This window comes from Pseudomonas sp. WPR_5_2 (genome assembly GCF_003634475.1).
Classification (GTDB): domain Bacteria; phylum Pseudomonadota; class Gammaproteobacteria; order Pseudomonadales; family Pseudomonadaceae; genus Aquipseudomonas; species Aquipseudomonas izuensis.
The window spans coordinates 193,500-213,432 of record NZ_RBLA01000002.1 but is presented as its reverse complement, the minus strand read 5'-3'; the positions used below and the strand labels follow the sequence as shown (position 1 = coordinate 213,432).

General features: G+C 61.5%; 22 protein-coding genes. 5 read left to right on the top strand and 17 right to left on the bottom strand.

Going from position 1 to position 19,933, the window contains the following annotated elements:
• Positions 1-2 precede the first annotated feature (2 nt).
• Positions 3-857, top strand: a complete 855-nt coding sequence (folD, locus tag BJ917_RS09710; RefSeq protein ID WP_096510031.1) for a bifunctional methylenetetrahydrofolate dehydrogenase/methenyltetrahydrofolate cyclohydrolase FolD — start codon at positions 3-5, stop codon at positions 855-857.
• Between the two features lie 239 nt (positions 858-1,096).
• Positions 1,097-2,035: a D-alanyl-D-alanine endopeptidase gene (gene pbpG, locus BJ917_RS09705; protein WP_096510030.1), complete on the top strand. Its 939-nt coding sequence runs from the start codon at positions 1,097-1,099 to the stop codon at positions 2,033-2,035.
• Positions 2,036-2,092: 57 nt separating this feature from the next.
• Here the strand turns inward: pbpG and BJ917_RS09700 are convergent, their stop codons facing one another.
• From BJ917_RS09700 to BJ917_RS09690, 3 genes are all read right to left on the bottom strand, one after another.
• Positions 2,093-2,308, bottom strand: a complete 216-nt coding sequence (locus BJ917_RS09700; RefSeq protein WP_096510029.1) for a hypothetical protein — start codon at positions 2,306-2,308, stop codon at positions 2,093-2,095.
• A 17-nt stretch (positions 2,309-2,325) separates the two neighbouring features.
• A complete protein-coding gene (locus BJ917_RS09695; RefSeq protein WP_096510028.1) occupies positions 2,326-2,532 on the bottom strand; it encodes a DUF6021 family protein in 207 nt (68 codons plus the stop codon).
• A gap of 90 nt (positions 2,533-2,622) precedes the next feature.
• Positions 2,623-3,351, bottom strand: coding sequence for a peptidase C39 family protein (locus BJ917_RS09690; protein ID WP_096510027.1), 729 nt, complete (start codon positions 3,349-3,351; stop codon positions 2,623-2,625).
• Positions 3,352-3,518: 167 nt separating this feature from the next.
• Here BJ917_RS09690 and BJ917_RS31995 point away from each other — a divergent pair, with 167 nt between their 5' ends.
• On the top strand, positions 3,519-3,686 hold the full coding sequence (locus BJ917_RS31995; protein WP_172901578.1) for a hypothetical protein: 168 nt from the start codon (positions 3,519-3,521) through the stop codon (positions 3,684-3,686).
• A 77-nt stretch (positions 3,687-3,763) separates the two neighbouring features.
• Here BJ917_RS31995 and BJ917_RS09685 read toward each other — a convergent pair whose 3' ends face one another.
• Positions 3,764-4,513 (bottom strand): TerC family protein, encoded by a 750-nt coding sequence (locus BJ917_RS09685; protein WP_121103216.1) that lies wholly within the window; start codon positions 4,511-4,513, stop codon positions 3,764-3,766.
• A 29-nt stretch (positions 4,514-4,542) separates the two neighbouring features.
• Entirely contained in the window at positions 4,543-4,785 is a 243-nt protein-coding gene (locus BJ917_RS09680; protein WP_096510025.1) for a hypothetical protein, read from the bottom strand.
• Positions 4,786-4,919: 134 nt separating this feature from the next.
• On the opposite strand from BJ917_RS09680, the gene nhaR reads away from it, so the two are divergent.
• Positions 4,920-5,819 carry a transcriptional activator NhaR gene (gene nhaR / locus BJ917_RS09675; RefSeq protein ID WP_121103215.1) on the top strand — a complete coding sequence of 300 codons (900 nt, stop codon included), beginning with the start codon at positions 4,920-4,922 and terminating at the stop codon, positions 5,817-5,819.
• Here nhaR and BJ917_RS09670 read toward each other — a convergent pair.
• Complete coding sequence (locus tag BJ917_RS09670) at positions 5,806-6,966, bottom strand: MFS transporter (RefSeq protein WP_096510023.1); 1,161 nt, start codon at positions 6,964-6,966, stop codon at positions 5,806-5,808. The genes nhaR and BJ917_RS09670 overlap by 14 nt on opposite strands.
• 406 nt (positions 6,967-7,372) lie before the next feature.
• Here BJ917_RS09670 and sstT point away from each other — a divergent pair, with 406 nt between their 5' ends.
• A complete protein-coding gene (gene sstT, locus BJ917_RS09665) occupies positions 7,373-8,605 on the top strand; it encodes a serine/threonine transporter SstT (protein WP_121103214.1) in 1,233 nt (410 codons plus the stop codon).
• 161 nt (positions 8,606-8,766) lie between these two features.
• On the opposite strand, the gene BJ917_RS09660 is transcribed toward sstT, so the two are convergent.
• From BJ917_RS09660 to BJ917_RS09610, 11 genes are all read right to left on the bottom strand, one after another.
• On the bottom strand, positions 8,767-9,276 hold the full coding sequence (locus BJ917_RS09660; protein WP_096510021.1) for a DUF1993 family protein: 510 nt from the start codon (positions 9,274-9,276) through the stop codon (positions 8,767-8,769).
• A 198-nt stretch (positions 9,277-9,474) separates the two neighbouring features.
• On the bottom strand, positions 9,475-10,350 hold the full coding sequence (locus BJ917_RS09655) for an SDR family oxidoreductase (protein WP_121103213.1): 876 nt from the start codon (positions 10,348-10,350) through the stop codon (positions 9,475-9,477).
• Between the two features lie 136 nt (positions 10,351-10,486).
• Positions 10,487-11,635 carry an acetyl-CoA C-acetyltransferase gene (locus BJ917_RS09650; RefSeq protein ID WP_096510019.1) on the bottom strand — a complete coding sequence of 383 codons (1,149 nt, stop codon included), beginning with the start codon at positions 11,633-11,635 and terminating at the stop codon, positions 10,487-10,489.
• A 175-nt stretch (positions 11,636-11,810) separates the two neighbouring features.
• Positions 11,811-12,866: an acyl-CoA dehydrogenase family protein gene (locus tag BJ917_RS09645; protein ID WP_121103212.1), complete on the bottom strand. Its 1,056-nt coding sequence runs from the start codon at positions 12,864-12,866 to the stop codon at positions 11,811-11,813.
• A 10-nt stretch (positions 12,867-12,876) separates the two neighbouring features.
• Positions 12,877-14,043 (bottom strand): acyl-CoA dehydrogenase family protein, encoded by a 1,167-nt coding sequence (locus tag BJ917_RS09640; RefSeq protein ID WP_096515277.1) that lies wholly within the window; start codon positions 14,041-14,043, stop codon positions 12,877-12,879.
• Between the two features lie 10 nt (positions 14,044-14,053).
• Positions 14,054-14,809, bottom strand: a complete 756-nt coding sequence (locus BJ917_RS09635; RefSeq protein WP_096510017.1) for an enoyl-CoA hydratase family protein — start codon at positions 14,807-14,809, stop codon at positions 14,054-14,056.
• Between the two features lie 12 nt (positions 14,810-14,821).
• Positions 14,822-15,889 (bottom strand): nitronate monooxygenase family protein, encoded by a 1,068-nt coding sequence (locus BJ917_RS09630; RefSeq protein ID WP_121103211.1) that lies wholly within the window; start codon positions 15,887-15,889, stop codon positions 14,822-14,824.
• 2 nt (positions 15,890-15,891) lie between these two features.
• Positions 15,892-16,764 (bottom strand): enoyl-CoA hydratase, encoded by an 873-nt coding sequence (locus BJ917_RS09625; RefSeq protein WP_121103210.1) that lies wholly within the window; start codon positions 16,762-16,764, stop codon positions 15,892-15,894.
• Positions 16,765-16,787: 23 nt separating this feature from the next.
• On the bottom strand, positions 16,788-17,576 hold the full coding sequence (locus BJ917_RS09620) for a CoA-transferase subunit beta (protein ID WP_121103209.1): 789 nt from the start codon (positions 17,574-17,576) through the stop codon (positions 16,788-16,790).
• Between the two features lie 12 nt (positions 17,577-17,588).
• A complete protein-coding gene (locus BJ917_RS09615) occupies positions 17,589-18,470 on the bottom strand; it encodes a CoA transferase subunit A (RefSeq protein ID WP_096515275.1) in 882 nt (293 codons plus the stop codon).
• Between the two features lie 11 nt (positions 18,471-18,481).
• Positions 18,482-19,378, bottom strand: a complete 897-nt coding sequence (locus BJ917_RS09610) for a VOC family protein (RefSeq protein ID WP_121103208.1) — start codon at positions 19,376-19,378, stop codon at positions 18,482-18,484.
• Between the last annotated feature and the right edge of the window lie 555 nt (positions 19,379-19,933).

The following is a 19,933-nucleotide window of genomic DNA, read 5'->3' as shown; positions in this document are numbered from 1 at the left end:
CAATGACTGCACAACTAATCGACGGCAAATCGATCGCCGCCAGCCTGCGCCAGCAGATCGCCCAACGCGTCACCGAGCGTCGCCAGCAAGGCTTGCGCACACCGGGTCTCGCGGTGATCCTGGTCGGCAGCGATCCTGCCTCTCAGGTTTATGTCTCGCACAAGCGTAAAGACTGTGAAGAGGTCGGCTTCCTTTCCCAAGCTTATGACCTGCCTTCCGACACCACTCAAGAAGCGCTGACCGATCTGATCGATCGCCTCAATGACGATCCGGCGATTGACGGCGTCCTGTTGCAGCTTCCTCTTCCCGAACACCTGGACGCGTCCAGATTGCTGGAGCGCATTCGCCCGGACAAGGACGTCGACGGCTTCCATCCTTACAACGTCGGTCGCCTGGCCCAGCGCATTCCGCTGCTGCGTCCGTGCACCCCTAAAGGCATCATGACCCTGCTGGAAAGCACCGGTGCCGATCTGTACGGGATGAACGCCGTGGTGGTCGGTGCCTCCAACATCGTGGGCCGTCCGATGGCGATGGAACTGTTGCTGGCCGGTTGCACCGTGACCGTCACCCACCGCTTCACCAAGGACCTGGCCGGCCACGTCGGCCGTGCCGACCTGGTCGTGGTGGCCGCCGGCAAGCCTGGCTTGGTCAAGGGTGAATGGATCAAGGAAGGCGCGATCGTGATCGACGTTGGCATCAACCGTCAGGAAGACGGCAAACTGGTCGGCGACGTGATCTACGAAACCGCCCTGCCCCGCGCCGGCTGGATCACGCCGGTACCGGGCGGCGTCGGTCCGATGACCCGTGCCTGCCTGCTGGAAAACACGTTGTATGCAGCGGAAACCCTGCACGGCTGAACCTCACTGCCGAGGTAGCCAGCGACTCAAGGAACCCCGCCCATGGCGGGGTTCTTTTTTGCCCGCGAAACAGGATCGACCATCCGCCGGAAAATGACTTTTTTTTCATGTTTCCAAGGACTTTAACGCCACCCTCGAACAACCATCGACAGTTATTCAGCCATACTCCAGAATGTCGCGCCTTTTAAGAAATAGCCCGTTACATATACGGCGTATCAACACTTTATGAGTCTGCCAGCGTGAAAATCCGTCTTTCTATCCTGAGCCTATTTTTTGCAGTTACAGGGACTTTCATCACGCCAATTGCCAGCGCCGGCGAAACCACCGCGGCGCCTCGAGACACCTCGCATCTCAAGATCGCTTCCGGCAGTGCATTGCTGCTGGATCTGCAGACCAACAAAGTCATCTACGCCAGCAACCCTGACGTGGTTGTACCCATCGCTTCCGTCAGCAAGCTGATGACTGGCCTCGTGGTGGTTGAGGCCAGACAGAACATGGACGAGTACATCAACATCAACATCAGTGACACCCCGGAAATGAAGGGTGTGTTTTCCCGGGTCAAACTCAACAGCGAAATGCCGCGCCGGGAAATGCTGCTGATCGCACTGATGTCTTCCGAAAACCGCGCTGCCGCGAGTCTGGCCCACCACTACCCGGGCGGTTATGCCGCGTTCATCGCCGCGATGAATGCCAAGGCCAAGGCGCTGGGCATGACCAACACCCACTTCGTCGAGCCGACCGGCCTCTCGCCGCACAACGTGTCCACTGCCCGCGACCTGAGTAAATTGTTGATCGCCGCGCACAAGTACCCGCTGCTGACGGAGTTGAGCACCACCAAGGAAAAAACCGTGTCGTTCCGCAAGCCCAACTACAGCCTGGGCTTTCGCAACACCGACCATTTGGTCCGTAAGGCAGACTGGGACATCCAACTGACGAAAACCGGTTTCACCAACGAAGCCGGTCACTGCCTGGTGCTGGTGACCCGGATGGGTGACCGCCCGGTTGCCCTGGTGCTCCTTGACGCTTACGGCAAATTCACCCATTTTGCCGATGCCACGCGCATCCGCAATTGGGTCGAAACCGGCAGAAGTGCCGACGTAGCGTCCGCGGCCTTGCAATACAAATCGGACAAGAACCTCAAGCACCGCCAGAGCGGCGTGGTTGAAGCGTCGAAGTAATCTGGCTGCGACCACATGAAAAAGCCCCGAACATTCGGGGCTTTTTTTCGTCGACGATCAGTCGTTGGGCAGCGGCATTTGATCGTCGTCAGGGATGCCATCGCCCTTGCTGGGATCCCTCCATCCCTGCGGATGTTCGCCCGGCACCACCGTCGGACGGGCCAGCGGATCTCGCAACGGGCTGTCCGGATCCATCACCGGATCGACACTTTCTTCAGGGGTGGTCGGAACGTTTTCCGGACGTTTGTCGTTGAAGCTCGAATCGGTAGACATACGCACCTCCATGAGACCTAGGGTTTCAGATCGCCGAGTGGATCATAGGGCTTTGCCGGGGCCTTGGGATTGTCACCCGGTTTCACATCCCTGGGCGCCTTGGCCGGCCCGACAGGATCGACCTGAGGGTCGGCGAGATCCGGGGAGTCGGGATCGAAGCCCAACTCGTCGCCGGACGAATGTTCGGACGAGTGCGGGCCGGAAGGGGTATCGGAATGTGCCATGGACGCCTCCTGATCGCGGCCCGAAACATCCGGGCCTTGAATATCAGATACCACCAGCGTACCGATGTGCCCGGCAGATGACGAACGGGCTTACTGCGCCTTCAAAGCGCCCTTGGCCTTCGCCGCCGCCTGTTCCTGGCCGGCCTGGGCGAGATCATTGGCCGCCTTGAGCCAGCGCTGCTGATCGACTTCGGCCGGAATCTGTGTCGGCGCCTGAATCAGCACCGCCCATCCACCGGCGTCCTTGAAAGCCGATTCGAACGAGCCAAAGCTCATCAGCAATCGCTGATCCATCCCCGCACGCAACAACACTGTCTGCTTCTGACGATTATACCCGGACAGAATCGCATACCGTGGCTCGGCCCAGAGCACGGAGCCCTCGGTAAAGCGCACCATCACCGGGTAACCGGCCGCCACCTGGGTCAACAAGGCTGGCAAGTTGCTGTCCAGGGGATAAACCATCATTCCGTACTCACGGGCCAGGTTCTGCATGTTTTGTTGCAGCTGGGCTTCGGCGCCCGGCAAATGCAACGGCTTATCCAGCAAGCCCGGGGTTATCACGATGCCTTGCTGGTCCAGCATGCTCGCCAGCACTTGCGGCCCGCTCTGATTGGCCACGCCGCGGTAGAACCGGCCGCTGAGTTCGACACGTTCCGGCAGACGCTTGATCTGCGGTGCAACGCTGCCGGCGCAACCGGCCAGGCCAGCGACGCAACCCACGATCACCGCCGCCGATAGAATTCGAGGAATTACCCGCACCATCATCACTCTCTTGTTCAGACGCCGGGCAATCTGCTTCCCGGCTTGGCTGTCGATCATAGGACGCCGCGCGACCGCGGTATAGCCTTAACCGGTAGTTGATTGCGTTGGATAGAGCGAACTGGTTGGTCGCTGTCGACCTTCAGTCAATAGCGTGCAACATGCCAGCGACTAGACTGTCACTTGCAAAGCGTGTGTGCCCGCTGCAGGGCAAAGAGGAGGCACCGATGAGCCTGACAATGACAATCGTGATGTTGATTTGCAGCTGGCTGGCAGTTGCCGCCGCCATGTTATGGGGGGTACTGCGCATTACCCGCCGCCATCATCACCCTGCCCAGCCGGCACCTTTGACGAAAACCGATAAAACCGCCGTGCATCACGCCTCCGCCCACTGATTGGCATTTTTCCACCGCACAAAAAAACGGCCGCCTGGACTCTTGCGAGTTCAGGCGGCCGTTTTATTCAGCGCCGGTCAGGCTTCAACGGTTACGCGCTTCTGCTTCGCCCGCCGGGACATCATGTTCAACACCTCGATCGCAGCCGAGAACGCCATCGCCGCATAGACGTAGCCTTTCGGTACGTGGGCGCCGAAGCCTTCGGCGATCAGCGTCATGCCAATCATGATCAGGAAGCCCAGGGCCAGCATCACCACCGTCGGGTTGTCATTGATGAATTTGGCCAGCGGGTCAGCAGCCAGCAACATCACCAGTACCGATACCACCACCGCAATGATCATGATCGGCAAATGCTCGGTCATGCCGACAGCGGTAATGATGCTGTCGATGGAGAACACCATGTCCAGCATCAGGATCTGGCCGATCGCGGCGGCAAAGCCCAGGGTCACGGTTGAGGACGCGGACTTCGGATCTTCCGGCGCCGGGTCCATGCTGTGATGAATCTCGGTGGTGGCTTTCCACAACAGGAACAGACCGCCGGCAATCAGGATCATGTCTTTCCAGGAGAACGCCTGGCCGAAGATGTCAATCACAGGCTCGGTCAACTGGACGATGAACGCGATGGTGCTCAACAGGCCCAGGCGCAGGATCAGCGCCATGCAGATACCAATGCGTCGTGCCTTCTGCCGGTGCTGCTCGGGCAACTTGTTGGTCAGGATCGAGATAAAGATCAGGTTATCGATGCCGAGCACGATTTCCATCACCACCAGGGTGGCCAGGGCAACCCAGGCTGCGGGGCTGGCGGCTAGCTGTAAAAGGTATTCCATGGGTCAGTCCTGACTCGCTGTAAGACGGTTTAGATTTCCTGGGACGAAGATTCGGTTTTTTCCGCGTCTTTTTCCGATGATTCTTTTTTGCCGATCAACCCACCGGCCGCATCACTGAGCGCTTGCTCGGCGGCTTTGTGGGTATCGTCGATGGCCTGTTTGGCAGTTTCGGCAGCCTTGCCCATCAGTTGCTGAGCGCTTTTTTCGGCCTGGTCACAACCGGCCAGAACCAGTAAGGACGCAATCAGCAGGGCCGTGGATTTAAGCTTCATGATGTTTTCCTCGATAGAACAAACAGACCGTAACGATGGCCCGTTGATAGCGACGCATTCTAGGGGCCTGAACACTTCAGGAAAATTCGTATTTTCAGCGGTTATACTTCGGTTTTTACGAACTGTAGATCACCATGCTCAACTATCGGCAATTGCATTACTTCTGGGTGGTGGCCAAGACCGGCAGCATCGTGCGCGCCTGCGAGCAGCTGAACCTGACGCCCCAGACCATCAGCGGGCAGATATCGCTGCTCGAACACACCTACGGCATCGAACTGTTTCGCCGGGTAGGCCGGCAACTTGAACTCACCGAAGCCGGGCGCCAGACCCTGCCCTACGCCGAACAAATGTTTCAGCTGGGTGGCGAACTGGAGTTGATGTTGCGGGCGCAACCCCATGAACAGCAGATTCTGTTTCGGGTAGGCGTCGCCGATGTGGTGCCCAAATCCATCGTCTATCGCCTGATCGCGCCCACCATGGAATTGAGCGAGCCGCTGCGTATCAGCTGTCGCGAGGACAAGCTCGAGCGATTGTTGGCCGACCTGGCGATCCAGCGCCTGGACCTGGTGATCTCCGACAGCCCGATGCCCTCGCACCTGGACATCAAGGGCTACAGCCAGAAACTCGGTGAATGCGGGATCAGCTTTTTCGCCACTACCGAATTGGCAGCGCGCTACGGCCAGGACTTTCCTCGCAGTTTGCACGGCGCGCCGCTGCTGATTCCCGGACCGGAAACCGTGGTGCGCAGCCGCTTGCAACGCTGGTTCGCCGAACAGCAGGTCCAGCCGCAGATTGTCGGCGAGTTCGACGACAGCGCCTTGATGCAGGCCTTCGGTCAATCCGGCAGCGGGATTTTCATCGGCCCGAGCGTGATTGCCGATGAAGTGAAGCGCCAATATGGCGTGGAGGTGATCGGCCAGACCGACGCGGTGCGCGAGTCGTTCTACGCCATCTCGGTGGAGCGCAAGGTCAAGCACCCCGGTATTGTCGCCATTACCGAAGGTGCCCGACGCGAGCTGTTTACAGCGCTGTGACGACTTCGCGGGGCTTGAAGGTCATCAACGCGATGGCCAACAGAATTGATGCGAGGATAAACCCGGCGGCGGCAAAACCCAGGCCTTGCAGGCCGACGCTGTCGATCACCCGACCGCCGATCATGGCACCCAGGCCGATCCCGAGATTGGCCCCGGCGATGTTCAGCGACGCGGCGAACGCCGGAGCTTCGGGCGCGGCCTTCATCAGGCGCACATGACTGACCAGGAACAACGCCGCTTGCGTCACCCCCCAGATGCCCATCGCCGCCGCCAGGCCGAAGGGCGAATGAATGTTCGGCACCAGCGTCACCAGGCCGGCAATCATGAACGCACAGAACATCATCGAGGCCACCAGCGGATGACGATCCACCGCGCGCCCGCCCAGCGAATTGCCGATCAGCCCGACCGCGCCGAACCCCATCAGGCACCAGCCGACCACTGTGCCGTTGAAGCCCGCCAGGCGCTCCAGGATGTCCGCCAGGTAGGTGTAGGCAGTGAACATGCCGCTGAACACCACGATCGACAGCAATACATGCCCCACCATCAACGGGCTGCGCAGGATCTTGAACTGCGAGCGGAAGCTGACCTGATGCTGGTGCAGGTTGGTTTTCGGCAGGTAAATAAACAGCAGCAGCGCTTTGGCAAAGGCGATGAACGCCAGAATGGCAAAGGCGCTGCGCCAGCCGAACGCATCGGAAATCAAGGTGCCCACCGGAATGCCGAACACCGTGGCACAGACGATTCCGAAGCCGATCTTGGCAATGGCGCGCCCGGCGTAGTCCGGTCCGACGATGTCCACCGCCGTTTCACTGGCCAGCGCCCAGAACACCGGCAAGCCCAATGCCGGAATCAACCGGGCAAAGGCCATCACCCAAATGTTCGGCGCCAGCGCCGCGAGGGTGTTGGCCAGGCCGAACATGATCAACACCGAGATGAACAGCTTGCGGCGCTCGAAGCGGGCGAAATACGCGGTGAGGAATGGCCCGAACGCAGCGACGGTAAAAGCGAACAGGGTCACCAGCAAACCCGCTTGCGGGATGCTGACGTCCAGGTCACGGGCAATGGCTGGCAACAGGCCGACAATGATGAATTCCGTGGTCAGCACCGTAAAACCGGCGGCCGACAACAGAAGAATGGGCAACAGCATGCAGAACTCCAGAAAACGACAACACCAGCGATAGCCCGAAGGCTCACTGGCAGACATGAAAATGAGGATGGCGAAGCTTAACAGAGTGTTCGCGACCAGGGTTGCACGAAGCTGCAAATCACGCCGGGCACTTGGGTGGCAGATCGTCACAGGCTCAAGGATCGATACGACGCTGTGATAAAGTCCGCGCCCTTGTGGCGAGGGAGCTTGCTCCCGCTGGCCTGCACAGCAGGCCCATTTGTTGGGGCCGCTTCGCTGCCCAGCGGGAGCAAGCGCCCTCGCCACAGGAATTAGCGCTGGCAATAGCCCCGTGTTCTCCCTTTCGGTTTCCCACCTGCGGACGGCCCTGCTTCTTGCTGCAGACTTGCGAAACCATGCATTTATAAAAAATCCGAGATGCCGTTTTATGACCGTTTCATCCCCTTCTCTATTGCAACGCCTGAAACGTACCAGCCTGGTCACGCAGATCATCATCGGCCTGATCGCCGGGATTGCCCTGGCCCTGATCGCGCCTGAAGCGGCAAAGTCCACCGCCTTCATCGGCAAAGTCTTCGTGTCCGCGCTGAAAGCCGTCGCGCCGATTCTGGTGTTCGTCCTGGTCATGGCCTCGATCGCCAACCACAAGCACGGTCAGCAAACCCACATCCGGCCGATCCTGTTCCTGTATCTGCTGGGCACGTTCGCGGCCGCCGTGGTCGCGGTGGTTGCCAGCATGATGTTCCCGTCGAGTCTTGCCCTGTCCACCCACGACATCGCCGTCACCGCACCGGGCGGCATCGGCGAAGTGCTGCAAAGCCTGCTGCTCAGCGTGGTCGACAACCCGGTCAGTGCGCTGATGAACGCCAATTTCATCGGCATTCTGGCCTGGGCCATCGGCATGGGCGTTGCCATTCGCCATGCCGGTGATACCACACGCGAGGTGCTGGGCGACCTGTCCAACGGCGTGACGGTGATCGTGCGCCTGGTCATTTGCTTTGCGCCGCTGGGGATTTTTGGCCTCGTGGCCTCGACCCTGGCCACGTCCGGTTTCGGCGCCCTGATCGGCTACGCGCATCTGCTGGCCGTATTGCTGGGCTGCATGCTGTTCGTGGCCTTGGTGATGAACCCGGTCATCGTGTTCTGGAAGCTGCGCCGCAACCCGTATCCACTGGTGCTGATGTGCCTGCGCGAAAGCGGCATCACCGCGTTCTTCACCCGCAGTTCGGCGGCGAACATTCCGGTCAACCTTGAACTGAGCAAGCGCCTGGGCCTGCACGAAGACACTTACTCGGTGTCGATTCCGCTCGGCGCCACCATCAACATGGCCGGTGCGGCAATCACTATCACCGTGCTAACGTTGGCGGCGGTGCACACCCTGGGCATTGCCGTGGACATTCCCACGGCCATTCTGCTGAGCGTCGTCGCAGCCATTTGTGCCTGTGGTGCCTCGGGCGTGGCCGGTGGTTCGCTGCTGCTGATCCCGCTGGCGTGCAGCCTGTTCGGCATCCCCAGCGAAATCGCCATGCAGGTGGTGGCGGTCGGCTTCATTATTGGTGTGTTGCAGGATTCGGCGGAGACGGCGTTGAATTCGTCCACTGACGTATTGTTCACGGCAGCGGCTTGCCTGGGTGAAGAACAGAACGCGAAACGTCTGGCCTAAACCAAGCCCCCTGTGGGAGCGAGCCTGCTCGCGAAGGCGATAGGCCAGACACCAATATATCGACTGACACGCCGCTTTCGCGAGCAGGCTCGCTCCCACAGAAAGAATGAAAAAGCCCGCCAGGTTTTGCACCTCGGCGGGCTTTTTTGTATCCGGGTGGGTTAGAACGCGCCCATGTAGTCGCGCTTGCCCACTTCCACACCGTTATGACGCAGCAACGCATAGGTGGTGGTGACGTGGAAGAAGAACTGCGGCAAGCCGTAGGTCAGCAGGTAAGCCTGGCCGGAAAAGCGCTTCTCTTTCGGCGTGCCCGGACGGGTCACGATTTCGATGCCTTCCTTGCCGTTGATCTGCTCCGGTTTGATCTCACCAATGAACGCCAGCACCTTGGCGATCAACGCTTGCAGCTCGGCGAAGGTGGTTTCGGTGTCGTCGTACTTCGGCAATTCGACTTCAGCCAGACGCGCGGACACGCCTTTGGCGAAATCAACGGCGATCTGCACCTGACGCACCAGCGGGAACATGTCCGGGTACAGGCGGGCTTGCAGGAAGGCGTTCGGGTCGATGTTCTTGGCGGTGGCGTGGGCTTCGGCCTTGTTCAGTACATCGCTCAGGGCGTTGAGCATCTGTTTGAAAACTGGGACAGAAGCGTCATACAGGGAAATGGTCATGGCAGGTCTCATGGAGTGACGGAGGGAAACATCAGCCACCTGGAGGAGCGAGCCTGCTCGCGATGAACCACCAGACACCACGGGTAATCAGACAACCCGCGTTATCGTTGACGACCATCGCGAGCAGGCTCGCTCCTACAGGGGATCGCATAGTGGGCCGATTATAGCCATGCATGGCCCTTCCCAGACTGCTCTTTTTCAGCTGCCGTACACCTTTGCCGCCGGAACCGCCTGCGCCATCAGTTGTGCGACCGCTTCACCCACCTCGCCAACCGCCCAGCGGCCCTTGCGATCCAGTTCGGGGCCTCGACGCCAGCCGTCGGCAATCGACAACTTGCCGCCCTCGATTTCGAACATCTGACCGGTGACATCGGCAGACGCCTCGGACCCGAGCCACACCACCAGCGGCGCGACGTTTTCCGGGGCGAAGTAATCAAAGCCCTCCTCCGGCTTCTTCATGGTCTCGGCAAACACCTGCTCGGTCATCCCGGTGCGCGCCGCCGGAGCGAGGGCGTTGACGGTAATCCCGTAGCGTCCCAGTTCCGCCGCCTGTACCAACGTCAACGAAGCAATCCCACCCTTGGCCGCCGCATAGTTGGACTGGCCGATGGAACCCTGCAACCCGGCGCCGGAACTGGTGTTGATGATCCGCGCATCGACCTTTGCACCACCCTTGGCCTGTTCACGCCAATACTTCGCGGCATGACTGGCGATACAGAAATGGCCTTTCAGATGCACGGCCACCACCGCATCCCAATCGGCCTCGGTGAGGCTGGCGAACATGCGGTCGCGGCAGATGCCGGCGTTGTTGACCACTACATTCAGTCCGCCGAAGGTTTCGATGGCCTGGCGCACGATGAGCGCCGCCGAGTCATAGCGGGTGATGTCGTCGCTGTTGGCCACGGCGCTGCCGCCCTGACCGAGGATTTCGCCGACCACGGCCAGTGCCGCTTCACGATTGATGTCATTGACCACCACTTTGGCGCCCTCGGCGGCAAAGGCCAGCGCATAGGCCCGGCCCAGACCGCCGCCGGCGCCGGTAATGATCACCACGCGGTTTTCACAGATTTTCATGTTGTTATTCCTTTCTGGTCGACTGGTTCCCTGTGGGAGCTGGCTTGCCAGCGATGCAGACGCCGCGGTCTATCAGGCCCACCGCAGCGATCCCGTCGCTGGCAAGCCAGCTCCCACAGGTTCAGTGTGTATCTGCTTATAAGCGCTCGATAATCGTCACGTTGGCCTGGCCACCGCCTTCGCACATGGTCTGCAAACCATAACGACCGCCGCTGCGTTCCAGTTCATGCAACAGGCTGCACATCAACCGCGTGCCGGTTGCACCCAACGGATGGCCGAGGGCAATCGCGCCGCCATTGACGTTGGTTTGTTCATGGGGATAGCCGGTCTCCTTGAGCCAGGCCATGGCCACCGAGGCGAAAGCTTCGTTGATCTCCACCCGGTCGATGTCTTCAAGCCGCATGCCGGCGCGTTTCAGTGCATAGGCGGTGGCCGGGATCGGCGCGGTGAGCATCCAGATCGGGTCTTCGGCGCGCACGCTCAGGTGGTGAATGCGTGCACGGGGCGTCAGCCCGTACCGCTTGAGCGCCGCTTCGGAGACGATCAGCATCGCGCTGGCCGCATCGCAGGTCTGGCTCGATACTGCCGCCGTCACCCGATCGCAGCCGAACAGAAACTCCAGTTCGGCCATTTTTTCCAGGCTGGTCTGGCGCGGCGTTTCATCGTGCAACACACCGGCCAGCGGTACGATCTCGCGGCTGAATCGGCCTTGTTCGATGGCGCGCAAGGCGCGCTGATGGGACTCCAGCGACCAGGCTTCCAACTGGGCCCGGGACAGGTCCCACTTTTCAGCAATCATCTGCGCCGAACGAAACTGTGTCGGTGGTTGTGCACCATAACGGCGGACCCAGCCTTCGGAACCGCTGAACGGATCGCTGAAGCCCAGGGGCTCGGCGGCGATCATCGCCGAAGAGATCGGGATCTGGGTCATGGTCTGCACGCCACCGGCGATGACCACGTCCTGGGTGCCGCTCATCACTGCCTGCGCCGCGAAGTGCACCGCTTGCTGGGACGAACCGCACTGGCGGTCGATGGTGGTGCCGGGCACCGCTTGCGACAGGCCCGCGGCCAGCCAACTGGTGCGGGCAATGTCCCCGGCCAACGGGCCGATGGTGTCGACACAGCCGAAAATCACATCGTCGTAATCGTCGTCGGGGATGGCATTGCGCTCCACCAGCGCGCGCAACACATGGGCACCCAGGTCGGCGGCGTGAATCTGGCTCAAACCACCCTTGCGCCGCCCGGTGGGCGTGCGCAGGGCGTCGACTATGTAGGCTTCAGGCATGGTTTACCTCGGTGAAAAAAATGAAATCATGAAGGCTGCCAAATAACCTGTGGGAGCGGGCTTGCCCGCGATGGCGGTGTGTCAGTCACCCGAGATGTTGGATGTGATGCCCTCATCGCGGGCAAGCCCGCTCCCACAGTTTTTCGGTGCCCTTGATATCGGGCATCAGTCGCCGTCAGAAAGTACTGCCGGCCCCCAACGCAGGATTACCCTCAAACAACGCCGCACGTATCCGTCCCTTATGCAACCCGCGATCACCCCAGACCTTGTCCAGCGCCCAGGCGCGTTTCATGAACAGATGCAGGTCGACTTCCCAGGTGTACCCCATCGCGCCGTGGGCCTGGATGGTGTTTTTCGCAGCCAGCATGGCCGCTTCCGCCGTCGCCAGTTTGGCGTGGGACACCAGCACGTCCTGCCCTGCCTGCTGCCCGGCGACGGCATGAGCGGCGCGATACAACGGGCCTTTGGCGAATTCGATCTGCACCGCGACATTGGCCATCAAATGCTTGACCGCCTGGAACGAACCGACTGGTTTGCCGAACTGCTTGCGCTCGAAGGTGTAATCCACCGCCAGGTCGACCATGCGCTTGGCCAGCCCCAGCAATTGAGCGGCACTGCCGAGGGCGCCACGGTTGACCGCAGCGGCCCACAAACGACGGCCCTGTTCACCGCTGGCAACGCAGGTAGCAGGCGCCGGCGTCCACTGGACCTGGAACAACTGGCGGCTGGGATCGACCGATACGTTACGCGTCAGGCTCACCGCTTCGCGCTCAACCGCATGCACTTCATCGCCATGGGCCAGCAGGAGCAAATCCGCAACGTGGGCATCACTGACCAGCGGATTCCCTGGCTCGCCAATCGCCAATCGCGCACTGCCCTGTGCAACCCGCGACAACCAGTGCTGCTTGAGTGCTGCGTGTCGATCATCGAGTGCGGCAAGCAACGGCACACCGACCAGCATCGTCTCCACCAACGGCTCGGGCAGCCCGGCATAACCACATTCCTGGGCGATCAGAATGAAGTCCAGTTCATTGAGACCCATGCCATCGTGCGCCTCGGGCACGGTCAGGGCGGTCAGGCCCAGCTCCACCAGTTGCGCCCACAGCTCGTCACTGCGCCCGCTGTCGCTCTGCCAGAGTTCGCGAATGCGCTCCGGGGTGACTTCATTGATCAGAAAACTTCTGACGCTGTCCTGAAACAGCAGTTGGTCGCGGCTGAAACTAAAGTCCATGGTCTCTTCCTCAGGCGCGCGGCATGCCGAGCATGCGTTCGGCGATGATGTTGCGCTGGATCTCGTTGGTGCCGGCGTAGATCGGTCCGGCCTGGGCAAACAGGAAACCTTCCAGCCAATGGCCGACATCGCCGGCCGCCGGTGCTTCGGGCAGTAGTTCGCCGCGCAGGCTGAGGATGCTCATGGCGGTGTCGTGCATGCGTTGATCCAGTTCCGACCAGAAGATCTTGTTGGTCGAGGATTCCGGACCGATCTTGCCGCCCTGTACCAGTTGCGAGGCGGTCATGTAGGTGCTCAGGGTGTAGGCCTCGGCGTCCAGCCAGGCACGCATCACCGCCTCGCCGATGGCCGGGTCGCGGTCGGCATGCTCGCGGTTGGCCTGGTACAACTGCACCAGCCGTCGCGCGGTTTCCTGAAAACGCGCGGGTGAGCGCAGCAGCAATCCCCGTTCGAACCCGGCGGTGGACATCGCCACGTGCCAGCCCATGCCCTCGCCGCCCAGGGCGTTTTCCACCGGCACCTTGACGTCATCGAAGAAGATCTCGGCGAACCCCGGCAGACCGTTGAGCTGCGGGATCGGCCGCACGGTGATGCCGGGCGTGTCCAGCGGCAGCAGAATGAACGTCAGTCCGTGATGGCGCTGGGATTGCCCGTCGGTGCGGAAAATACCGAAGGCCCAATCGGCCCACACCGCGCGGGTCGACCAGGTTTTCTGGCCGTTGATCACGTAGTGGTCGCCGACCCGTTCGGCTCGGGAGCGGATCGCCGCCATGTCGGAACCGGCACCCGGCTCGGACCAGGCCTGGGCCCAGATGTCTTCACCGGTGGCCATGCGCGGCAGAAAACGTGCTTTCTGCTCGTCGCTGCCGTACTCCATCAAGGTCGGGCCGAGCAGGAAGATGCCGTTCTGGTTGACCCGTGCCGGCGCCCCGGAACGGTAGTATTCCTCTTCGAAAATCAGCCATTCGATCAAGTCGCAGCCGCGCCCGCCCAGTTCGGTCGGCCAGGTCACCATGCCCCAACGGCCTTCGTTGAGTTTGGCTTCCCAGGCGCGGTGTTCGGCAAAGCCTTGTTCGGTGTCGAACGATTGCAGCGGTTCACTCGGTACATTGGCCGTCAGCCAGGTTCGCGCCTCGGCACGAAAGGCCTGCTGGGCCGGGGTATAGGTCAGGTCCATGAATATGCCTTCAGCCGTTGAATCGGGCATCGCGTTTCTCGACGAACGAGTCGCGTGCTTCCTGAGAATCCAGTGAGCGATAGGCTTCGAGGGTGAAGCCCTGCTCCCAGCGGTATTTGTCTTCGAGATTGCCGTCTTCGATGCCGGTCAGCGCTTCCTTGGCCAGGCTGATCATTCCCGGGCTCTTCGCGGCGATGGTGCGAGCGATCTGCAACGCGGTCTCGCGCAGGTCTTCGCGCTTGACCACCTGCTCCACCGCACCGAGGCGCCAGGCTTCGGCGGCGTCGATGGCCTGGCCGGTGAAATACATGTGGCGGACTTTCTGCACCGGGAACAGGCGCTGCAAATGCGCACCGCCGCCCATGGCACCGCGATCCACTTCCGGCACGCCGAAGGTGGCGCACTCGGACGCGACAATGATGTCGGCCGCGCCGCAGATGCCGATGCCGCCGCCCAGCACAAAGCCGTGCACCGCGACGATCACCGGTTTCGGGTTGCGGTGGATCGCCTTGAAGCTGTCGTAGTTGCCCTTGTTCACCGCGACGATCAGGTTGCCGTCGGCGGCCAGTTCCTTGATATCGACCCCGGCGCAGAAGCCGCGCCCTTCGGCACGGATCACGATCACCCGCACGTCGCTGTTGCGGCCCAGGCCCTCGATCTCGCTGGCGATGTCGGCCCAGCCCTGGCAGTTGAAGGCGTTGACCGGTGGCCGGTTGAAGACCAGTTCGGCAATGCCGTTATCGATGCTGACGCTAAATGGTTTCATGCCTTTTTTCCTTCACGACACACGGCGGCACAGCTCGCCCAGACGCGCTTCGGCGTCGCGGACGATCTGTTCAATCAATTGGGCGCAGCTGGGCAGGCTGTCGATGGAGGCGGCGATCTGTCCGGCGGGCAATACGCCCTCAGCCGGATGCCCGTCGACCATGGCCTTCTGGATCACCATCGGCGCGTTGGCGGCCATGAGGCTTTGCGCGGCGCTCAGTTCTCCGGCACTGCGCATCTTCAAGGCACTGCCGAGCAGTTGCGTCAGGCTCATGCCGGTATGGCGGCGATACGCCAGGCCACTCTGCAACGCCAGCAGCCAACGCTTGAGGCTTCCACTAGCCTCAAGCCGGTCGAGCAATTCGTTGCGAATCATCCGTTGCGGCATGCCGTCGATGGCGCGGCTGATGATGATCGCCGCCGGGTCCTTGACCGCCAGGTATCGCGCCAATGTCGCCCGCGGCACCGGGCTGTCGGCGCACATCAGAAACCGCGTGCCCATGGCGATGCCTTCGGCACCGTAGGCCAGGGCCGAGACCAGGCCTTTGCCATCCTTGAAGCCACCTGCTGCAACCACCGGCACAGACACGGCATTGACCACTTGGTCGAGCAGCATCGAGGTCGGCACGGAACCGGTGTGCCCGCCGCCCTCGCCGCCCTGCACGGTCACCGCATCGGCGCCCATTTCCACGGCTTTCTGTGCGTGCTTGAGCGCGCCCACGGTGGGAATGCACACCACCCCGGCATCCTTCAGACGGCTGATCATTTGCTTGCCGGGCGAACGGCTGTAGCTGACCGCCCGGACTTTGTGGCGCAACACCAGCTCGACGATGTCAGCGGCGTTGGCTTGATACATGTGGAAGTTCACGCCGAACGGCTGATCCGTCAGACGCCGGGTTTCAAGGATCGCCGCCTCCATGTGCTGCGGCTCGATGGTCGCCCCGGCAAGAAAACCGAAGCCCCCGGCATTGCCCGTGGCCGCCACCAGTTTCGGGTCGGCGACCCAGCCCATGGCGGTCTGGATGATCGGGTAGCGGCAACCGAGCAACCCGGTCAGTCGAGTGTTCAAGGAAATCGCCATGCTCACGCCCCGCCCGCTTTACGCTGGGAACTGGCCATGGCCTTGGCGTCATAGCCACCGAGGCGGTCACCGGACACCAGTTCATTGTGGGCATGGGCGAAGTGGTGCAAGCCAAAGACCATGTCCATGGTCGCGCGCTTGCCCATCAGGTCTTCGGCGTTGTTCACCGCCTGCTTGCTCAATTGCAGACCCAGGCGTGGCATCTGTGCGACGCGCCCGGCGATATCGAGGGTCTGTTGCTCCAGTTCATCGCGGGCGACTACCCGATTGAGCATGCCCATCTGATAGGCACGCGGGGCCGGCATGCGTTCGCCGAGGAACAGGAACTCCTTGGCGATGCGCGGGTTCAGTTCATGCACATGGGCGAAATACTCCACTCCGGGAATGCCCATGCGCACCACAGGATCGGCAAAGTAAGCGTCTTCGCTGGCGACGATCAGGTCACAGACCCAGGCCAGCATCAGTCCGCCGGCAATGCAGGCACCCTGGACCATGGCGATGGTCGGCTTGGGCATCTCGCGCCAGCGTCGGCACATGCCCAGGTAGACTTCCTGCTCACGGGCATAGAGAAACTCGCCACCCGGCTTGTTCACATGGTCGTACCACAGGCTCGCACGGTCGAAGGTCTTGTCCACATCTCGACCGGGCGTGCCGATGTCATGCCCGGCGGAGAAATGCTTGCCGGCACCACGCAACACGATGACCTTCACGTCATCGTCATCGCAGGCCCGGCGAAACGCCGCGTCCAGCGCATAAGTCATCTTCGAGTTCTGCGCATTGTGGTACTCGGGGCGGTTCATGGTGACCAGCGCCACCGCGCCACGCACCTCGTACAGCACCACGTCGGCCTGATTGTTATCGTTATCTTCAGCCATCACTTGTCTCCGCAACGCGTTGCTCAGCGTTGGCCTGGCGGGTTGTCTTTAAGTTGCAGGGCGCGCAGGTTGTGCGGGTCCAGACGCTGGATCAGCTGCAACTGCTCGGCCGTCGGGGCCGCGGTGGTCGGGCAGTCGTCCGGTACGTGCAACTCGAATCCGGTGTTGTCCTGCACTTGCGTCGCCGTCACGCCGGGGTGCAGCGAGCGAATGCGCATCTGCCGTTGCGGACCCTGGAAATCCAGCACGCAGAGGTCGGTGATGATCAGGCGGATATCGATGTCATCCAGCGACCAGCCCCGGGCCAGGCGAGCCGGGTTGTAGCCGACCGAAGCGACCATATCGACCTCGCCTTCGACGAACACCCGACGGTTGTGGCTCGGCACGCAAAACGAGTTGGCGTGGCTGATCGAGTTGCCGGGAAAGCCGCGCACACCGAGCATTTGCGCCTTGGGCTTGGCGTAGTCGCCGATGCAGGAAATGTTGGCCTGGCCGAAACGGTCGATCTGGGTCGGGCCGACCAGCGCATGACGCTTGCCGCCCCAGACGTTGTCGAAAATCCGCGAGAAGCCCATCCAGCTGTCGCGCTTGGGCTCGTAGCCATTGCGTGCGCCCAAGGGCACCGGTTCGGCAACCATGTAGGCTTCGGAATCGGTCATCAGCAGTTGCGGGTTGCTGGTGAGCATGGCCAGTGACGCGGCCAGGCGCGGGATTACGCCGATGCCGCTGGCCAACACTTCGCCGTCTTCGCGCCAGGCTTCAGAGGCCGCGCAGATCATCAACTCGGCGAGGCTATAAGTAGTCGTGTTCATCGAAAGGCTTCCTCAGAAAATCGGCAACGGCAGTTCACGGATGGCAGCCAGGCCACCGACCTTGTCCAGGTACTGTTCGTGGGTGCAGTCAACGTAGTCACGGACGTAGCCCTGCCAGCCATCGGCCGCCTGGACCGTGGCGTTGTAAGCCTTGAAGTGCGCGACGTCGAAGCCGTACAGCGGCGCGCAGGACGACGGATGCGCCCCGCCCGGCACGTGGGCCACGGCGGTGGTCAGGTTGCGTTCCCAGAACACCTGATGCGCCAGTGCCGGGTCGCGGTGGAAATACGCGCTGTCCACCAGCTCATCGCAGGTCACGTAGCTGTGGGTCGCCGCGCGGACGAACAGGTCGTCCATGTAGTGATCCGGACCACTGATCTGGCATACGCCGCGCGCATCGGCGCGGTCGACGTGCACCAGCGCCGCATCGAGCTTGAGCGCCGGCATGGCGACCCAGTCCTTGCCATCGGCATAGGGCGAGGCGATCAGTTTGATCTGCGGGTTGTGCCGCAGCACATCGGTACCCAGGCCCACTGCCGTGGGAATGAACGGCACGTTCATCGCCGCTGCGCGAAGGCCAAGCAACAGCATGCCTTCATCGATCTCCATCACCTCCAGCGCTGCATCCTGGCGCGCCTTGCGGAAGTACGGTTCCAGGGGAATGAAGTCCAGCGAGACGAAGGCGAATATCAGTTTCTTGATCTTGCCCGCCGCGCAGAGCATGCCGACATCGGCGCCACCGTAGGCGACCACGGTCAGGTCCTTGAGGTCCGAACGCAGAATCTCGCGCACCAGGGCCATGGGTTTGCGCCGCGGACCCCAGCCACCGATGCCGATGGTCATGCCGTCACGCAGCTGGCCGACGATCTCGGCCGTGGTCATTTGCTTGTTCAAGGTTATGCTCCTCATTGACGACCGACGCTGAAGTCATGGCCCCAATGGCTGACCACGGTGCTTTCGAACGGCGTATGGCGATCCCAGTCGACCACCAGGCCATCGCAGCCATACTCCAGATCGAACCCGGACGGCGTCTTGATGTAGAAGGAAATCATCTGGTCGTTGGTGTGCTGGCCGAGAGTCGCCGAGAGCTTCACGCCGTTGGCGTGCACCCGGTCCAGGGCGCGGCCGACTTCGTCCAGGGCATTGACCTCGACCATCATGTGCACGCAGCCGTGGGGCATCGGGCACTCGAAGATCGCCAGCGAGTGGTGTCGGCCGTTGTTGCAGTGCAGGAAGTGGATGCGCTTTTGCGGCTCGGCCGGGTCCGGGGTGAAGCGGACTTTCATCAGGTCGGACAGGCCGAAGCCCAGCACCTGCTCGTAAAAATCCCGGCAGCGCTCGAAGCTCGGCGCCGGCAGTACCACGTGGCCCATGCCCAGATCGTTGGTGACGAAACCCTTGACCCCGACTGGCGAGACGAAACGGGCGAAGTCTTGCAACGGTCCCCAGAACAGCTCGTGGCGATTACCATCCGGGTCGCTGAAGTGCACCAGTTCCTGAACCTTGCGCAGTTCGGCTTCGACAGCGGTGCCGCGAGTGACCTGTACATCGGCTTGTTGCAGCTCGCTGATCGCCTGTTCGAACGCCGCCTTTCCGGCCATTTCCCAGCCGCAGGCACCGAAGCCGTTCTCGGCATTTTTCTGTACCAGAATGCGGTAATGGCGCTCGTCCATTTTCAAGTACAGATACTCACCGTCATCGTCGCCGGCGACCATCATCCCCAGCACCTGGCTTGCGTAATGACGCCACTGCGCCAGGTCGCTGGACAACAGGGTGACGTAACCCAGACCACGGATATCCATGGATGCACTCCTCGTTTTGCTCAGGCCGTGCCGCCCTTCGGCGATTGCCGGGGGAGACTTTATGTGGGCCTATTCAAACGGGTTCGGACAGGGGCAACATCGTCCAATGGGACTAGCGAAACTGATTGGGGCGGGAATAAAAAACGGGCCTTGGGGACCCGTTGGAAAGTTGGCCTGGATTCCGTTCCAGACCTGAAAACCCGGAAGCTCGGGAACGATAGAGAACACTGTGGGAGCGAGCCTGCTCGCGAAAGCATTGTGTCAGTCAACATCAACTCTGAATGTGCCGCCCTCTTCGCTGGCAAGCCAGCTCCCACAGGCTCCTGTGGCGGATGCAAAGTCCACAAACAACACAAAACCTGTGGGAGCGCGGCTTGCCCGCGATGGCGGTGTGTCAGTCGACATTGATATTGTCTGACACAGTGCTTTCGCGATCAGGCTCGCTCCTACAGGTTCCTGTGGCGGATGCAAAGTCCGCAAACAACACAAAACCTGTGGGAGCGCGGCTTGCCCGCGATGGCGGTGTGTCAGTCGACATTGATGTTGCCTGACACA

Coding starts and splice junctions, on each gene's coding strand:
- folD (WP_096510031.1), top strand. CDS start 3: ATGACTGCACAACTAATCGACGGCAAATCGATCGCCGCCAGCCTGCGC.
- BJ917_RS09700 (WP_096510029.1), bottom strand. CDS start 2,308: ATGTCTACCGATTCGAGCTTCAACGACAAACGTCCGGAAAACGTTCCG.
- BJ917_RS09695 (WP_096510028.1), bottom strand. CDS start 2,532: ATGGCACATTCCGATACCCCTTCCGGCCCGCACTCGTCCGAACATTCG.
- BJ917_RS09690 (WP_096510027.1), bottom strand. CDS start 3,351: ATGATCGACAGCCAAGCCGGGAAGCAGATTGCCCGGCGTCTGAACAAG.
- BJ917_RS31995 (WP_172901578.1), top strand. CDS start 3,519: ATGAGCCTGACAATGACAATCGTGATGTTGATTTGCAGCTGGCTGGCA.
- BJ917_RS09685 (WP_121103216.1), bottom strand. CDS start 4,513: ATGGAATACCTTTTACAGCTAGCCGCCAGCCCCGCAGCCTGGGTTGCC.
- BJ917_RS09680 (WP_096510025.1), bottom strand. CDS start 4,785: ATGAAGCTTAAATCCACGGCCCTGCTGATTGCGTCCTTACTGGTTCTG.
- nhaR (WP_121103215.1), top strand. CDS start 4,920: ATGCTCAACTATCGGCAATTGCATTACTTCTGGGTGGTGGCCAAGACC.
- BJ917_RS09670 (WP_096510023.1), bottom strand. CDS start 6,966: ATGCTGTTGCCCATTCTTCTGTTGTCGGCCGCCGGTTTTACGGTGCTG.
- sstT (WP_121103214.1), top strand. CDS start 7,373: ATGACCGTTTCATCCCCTTCTCTATTGCAACGCCTGAAACGTACCAGC.
- BJ917_RS09660 (WP_096510021.1), bottom strand. CDS start 9,276: ATGACCATTTCCCTGTATGACGCTTCTGTCCCAGTTTTCAAACAGATG.
- BJ917_RS09655 (WP_121103213.1), bottom strand. CDS start 10,350: ATGAAAATCTGTGAAAACCGCGTGGTGATCATTACCGGCGCCGGCGGC.
- BJ917_RS09650 (WP_096510019.1), bottom strand. CDS start 11,635: ATGCCTGAAGCCTACATAGTCGACGCCCTGCGCACGCCCACCGGGCGG.
- BJ917_RS09645 (WP_121103212.1), bottom strand. CDS start 12,866: ATGGACTTTAGTTTCAGCCGCGACCAACTGCTGTTTCAGGACAGCGTC.
- BJ917_RS09640 (WP_096515277.1), bottom strand. CDS start 14,043: ATGGACCTGACCTATACCCCGGCCCAGCAGGCCTTTCGTGCCGAGGCG.
- BJ917_RS09635 (WP_096510017.1), bottom strand. CDS start 14,809: ATGAAACCATTTAGCGTCAGCATCGATAACGGCATTGCCGAACTGGTC.
- BJ917_RS09630 (WP_121103211.1), bottom strand. CDS start 15,889: ATGGCGATTTCCTTGAACACTCGACTGACCGGGTTGCTCGGTTGCCGC.
- BJ917_RS09625 (WP_121103210.1), bottom strand. CDS start 16,764: ATGGCTGAAGATAACGATAACAATCAGGCCGACGTGGTGCTGTACGAG.
- BJ917_RS09620 (WP_121103209.1), bottom strand. CDS start 17,576: ATGAACACGACTACTTATAGCCTCGCCGAGTTGATGATCTGCGCGGCC.
- BJ917_RS09610 (WP_121103208.1), bottom strand. CDS start 19,378: ATGGATATCCGTGGTCTGGGTTACGTCACCCTGTTGTCCAGCGACCTG.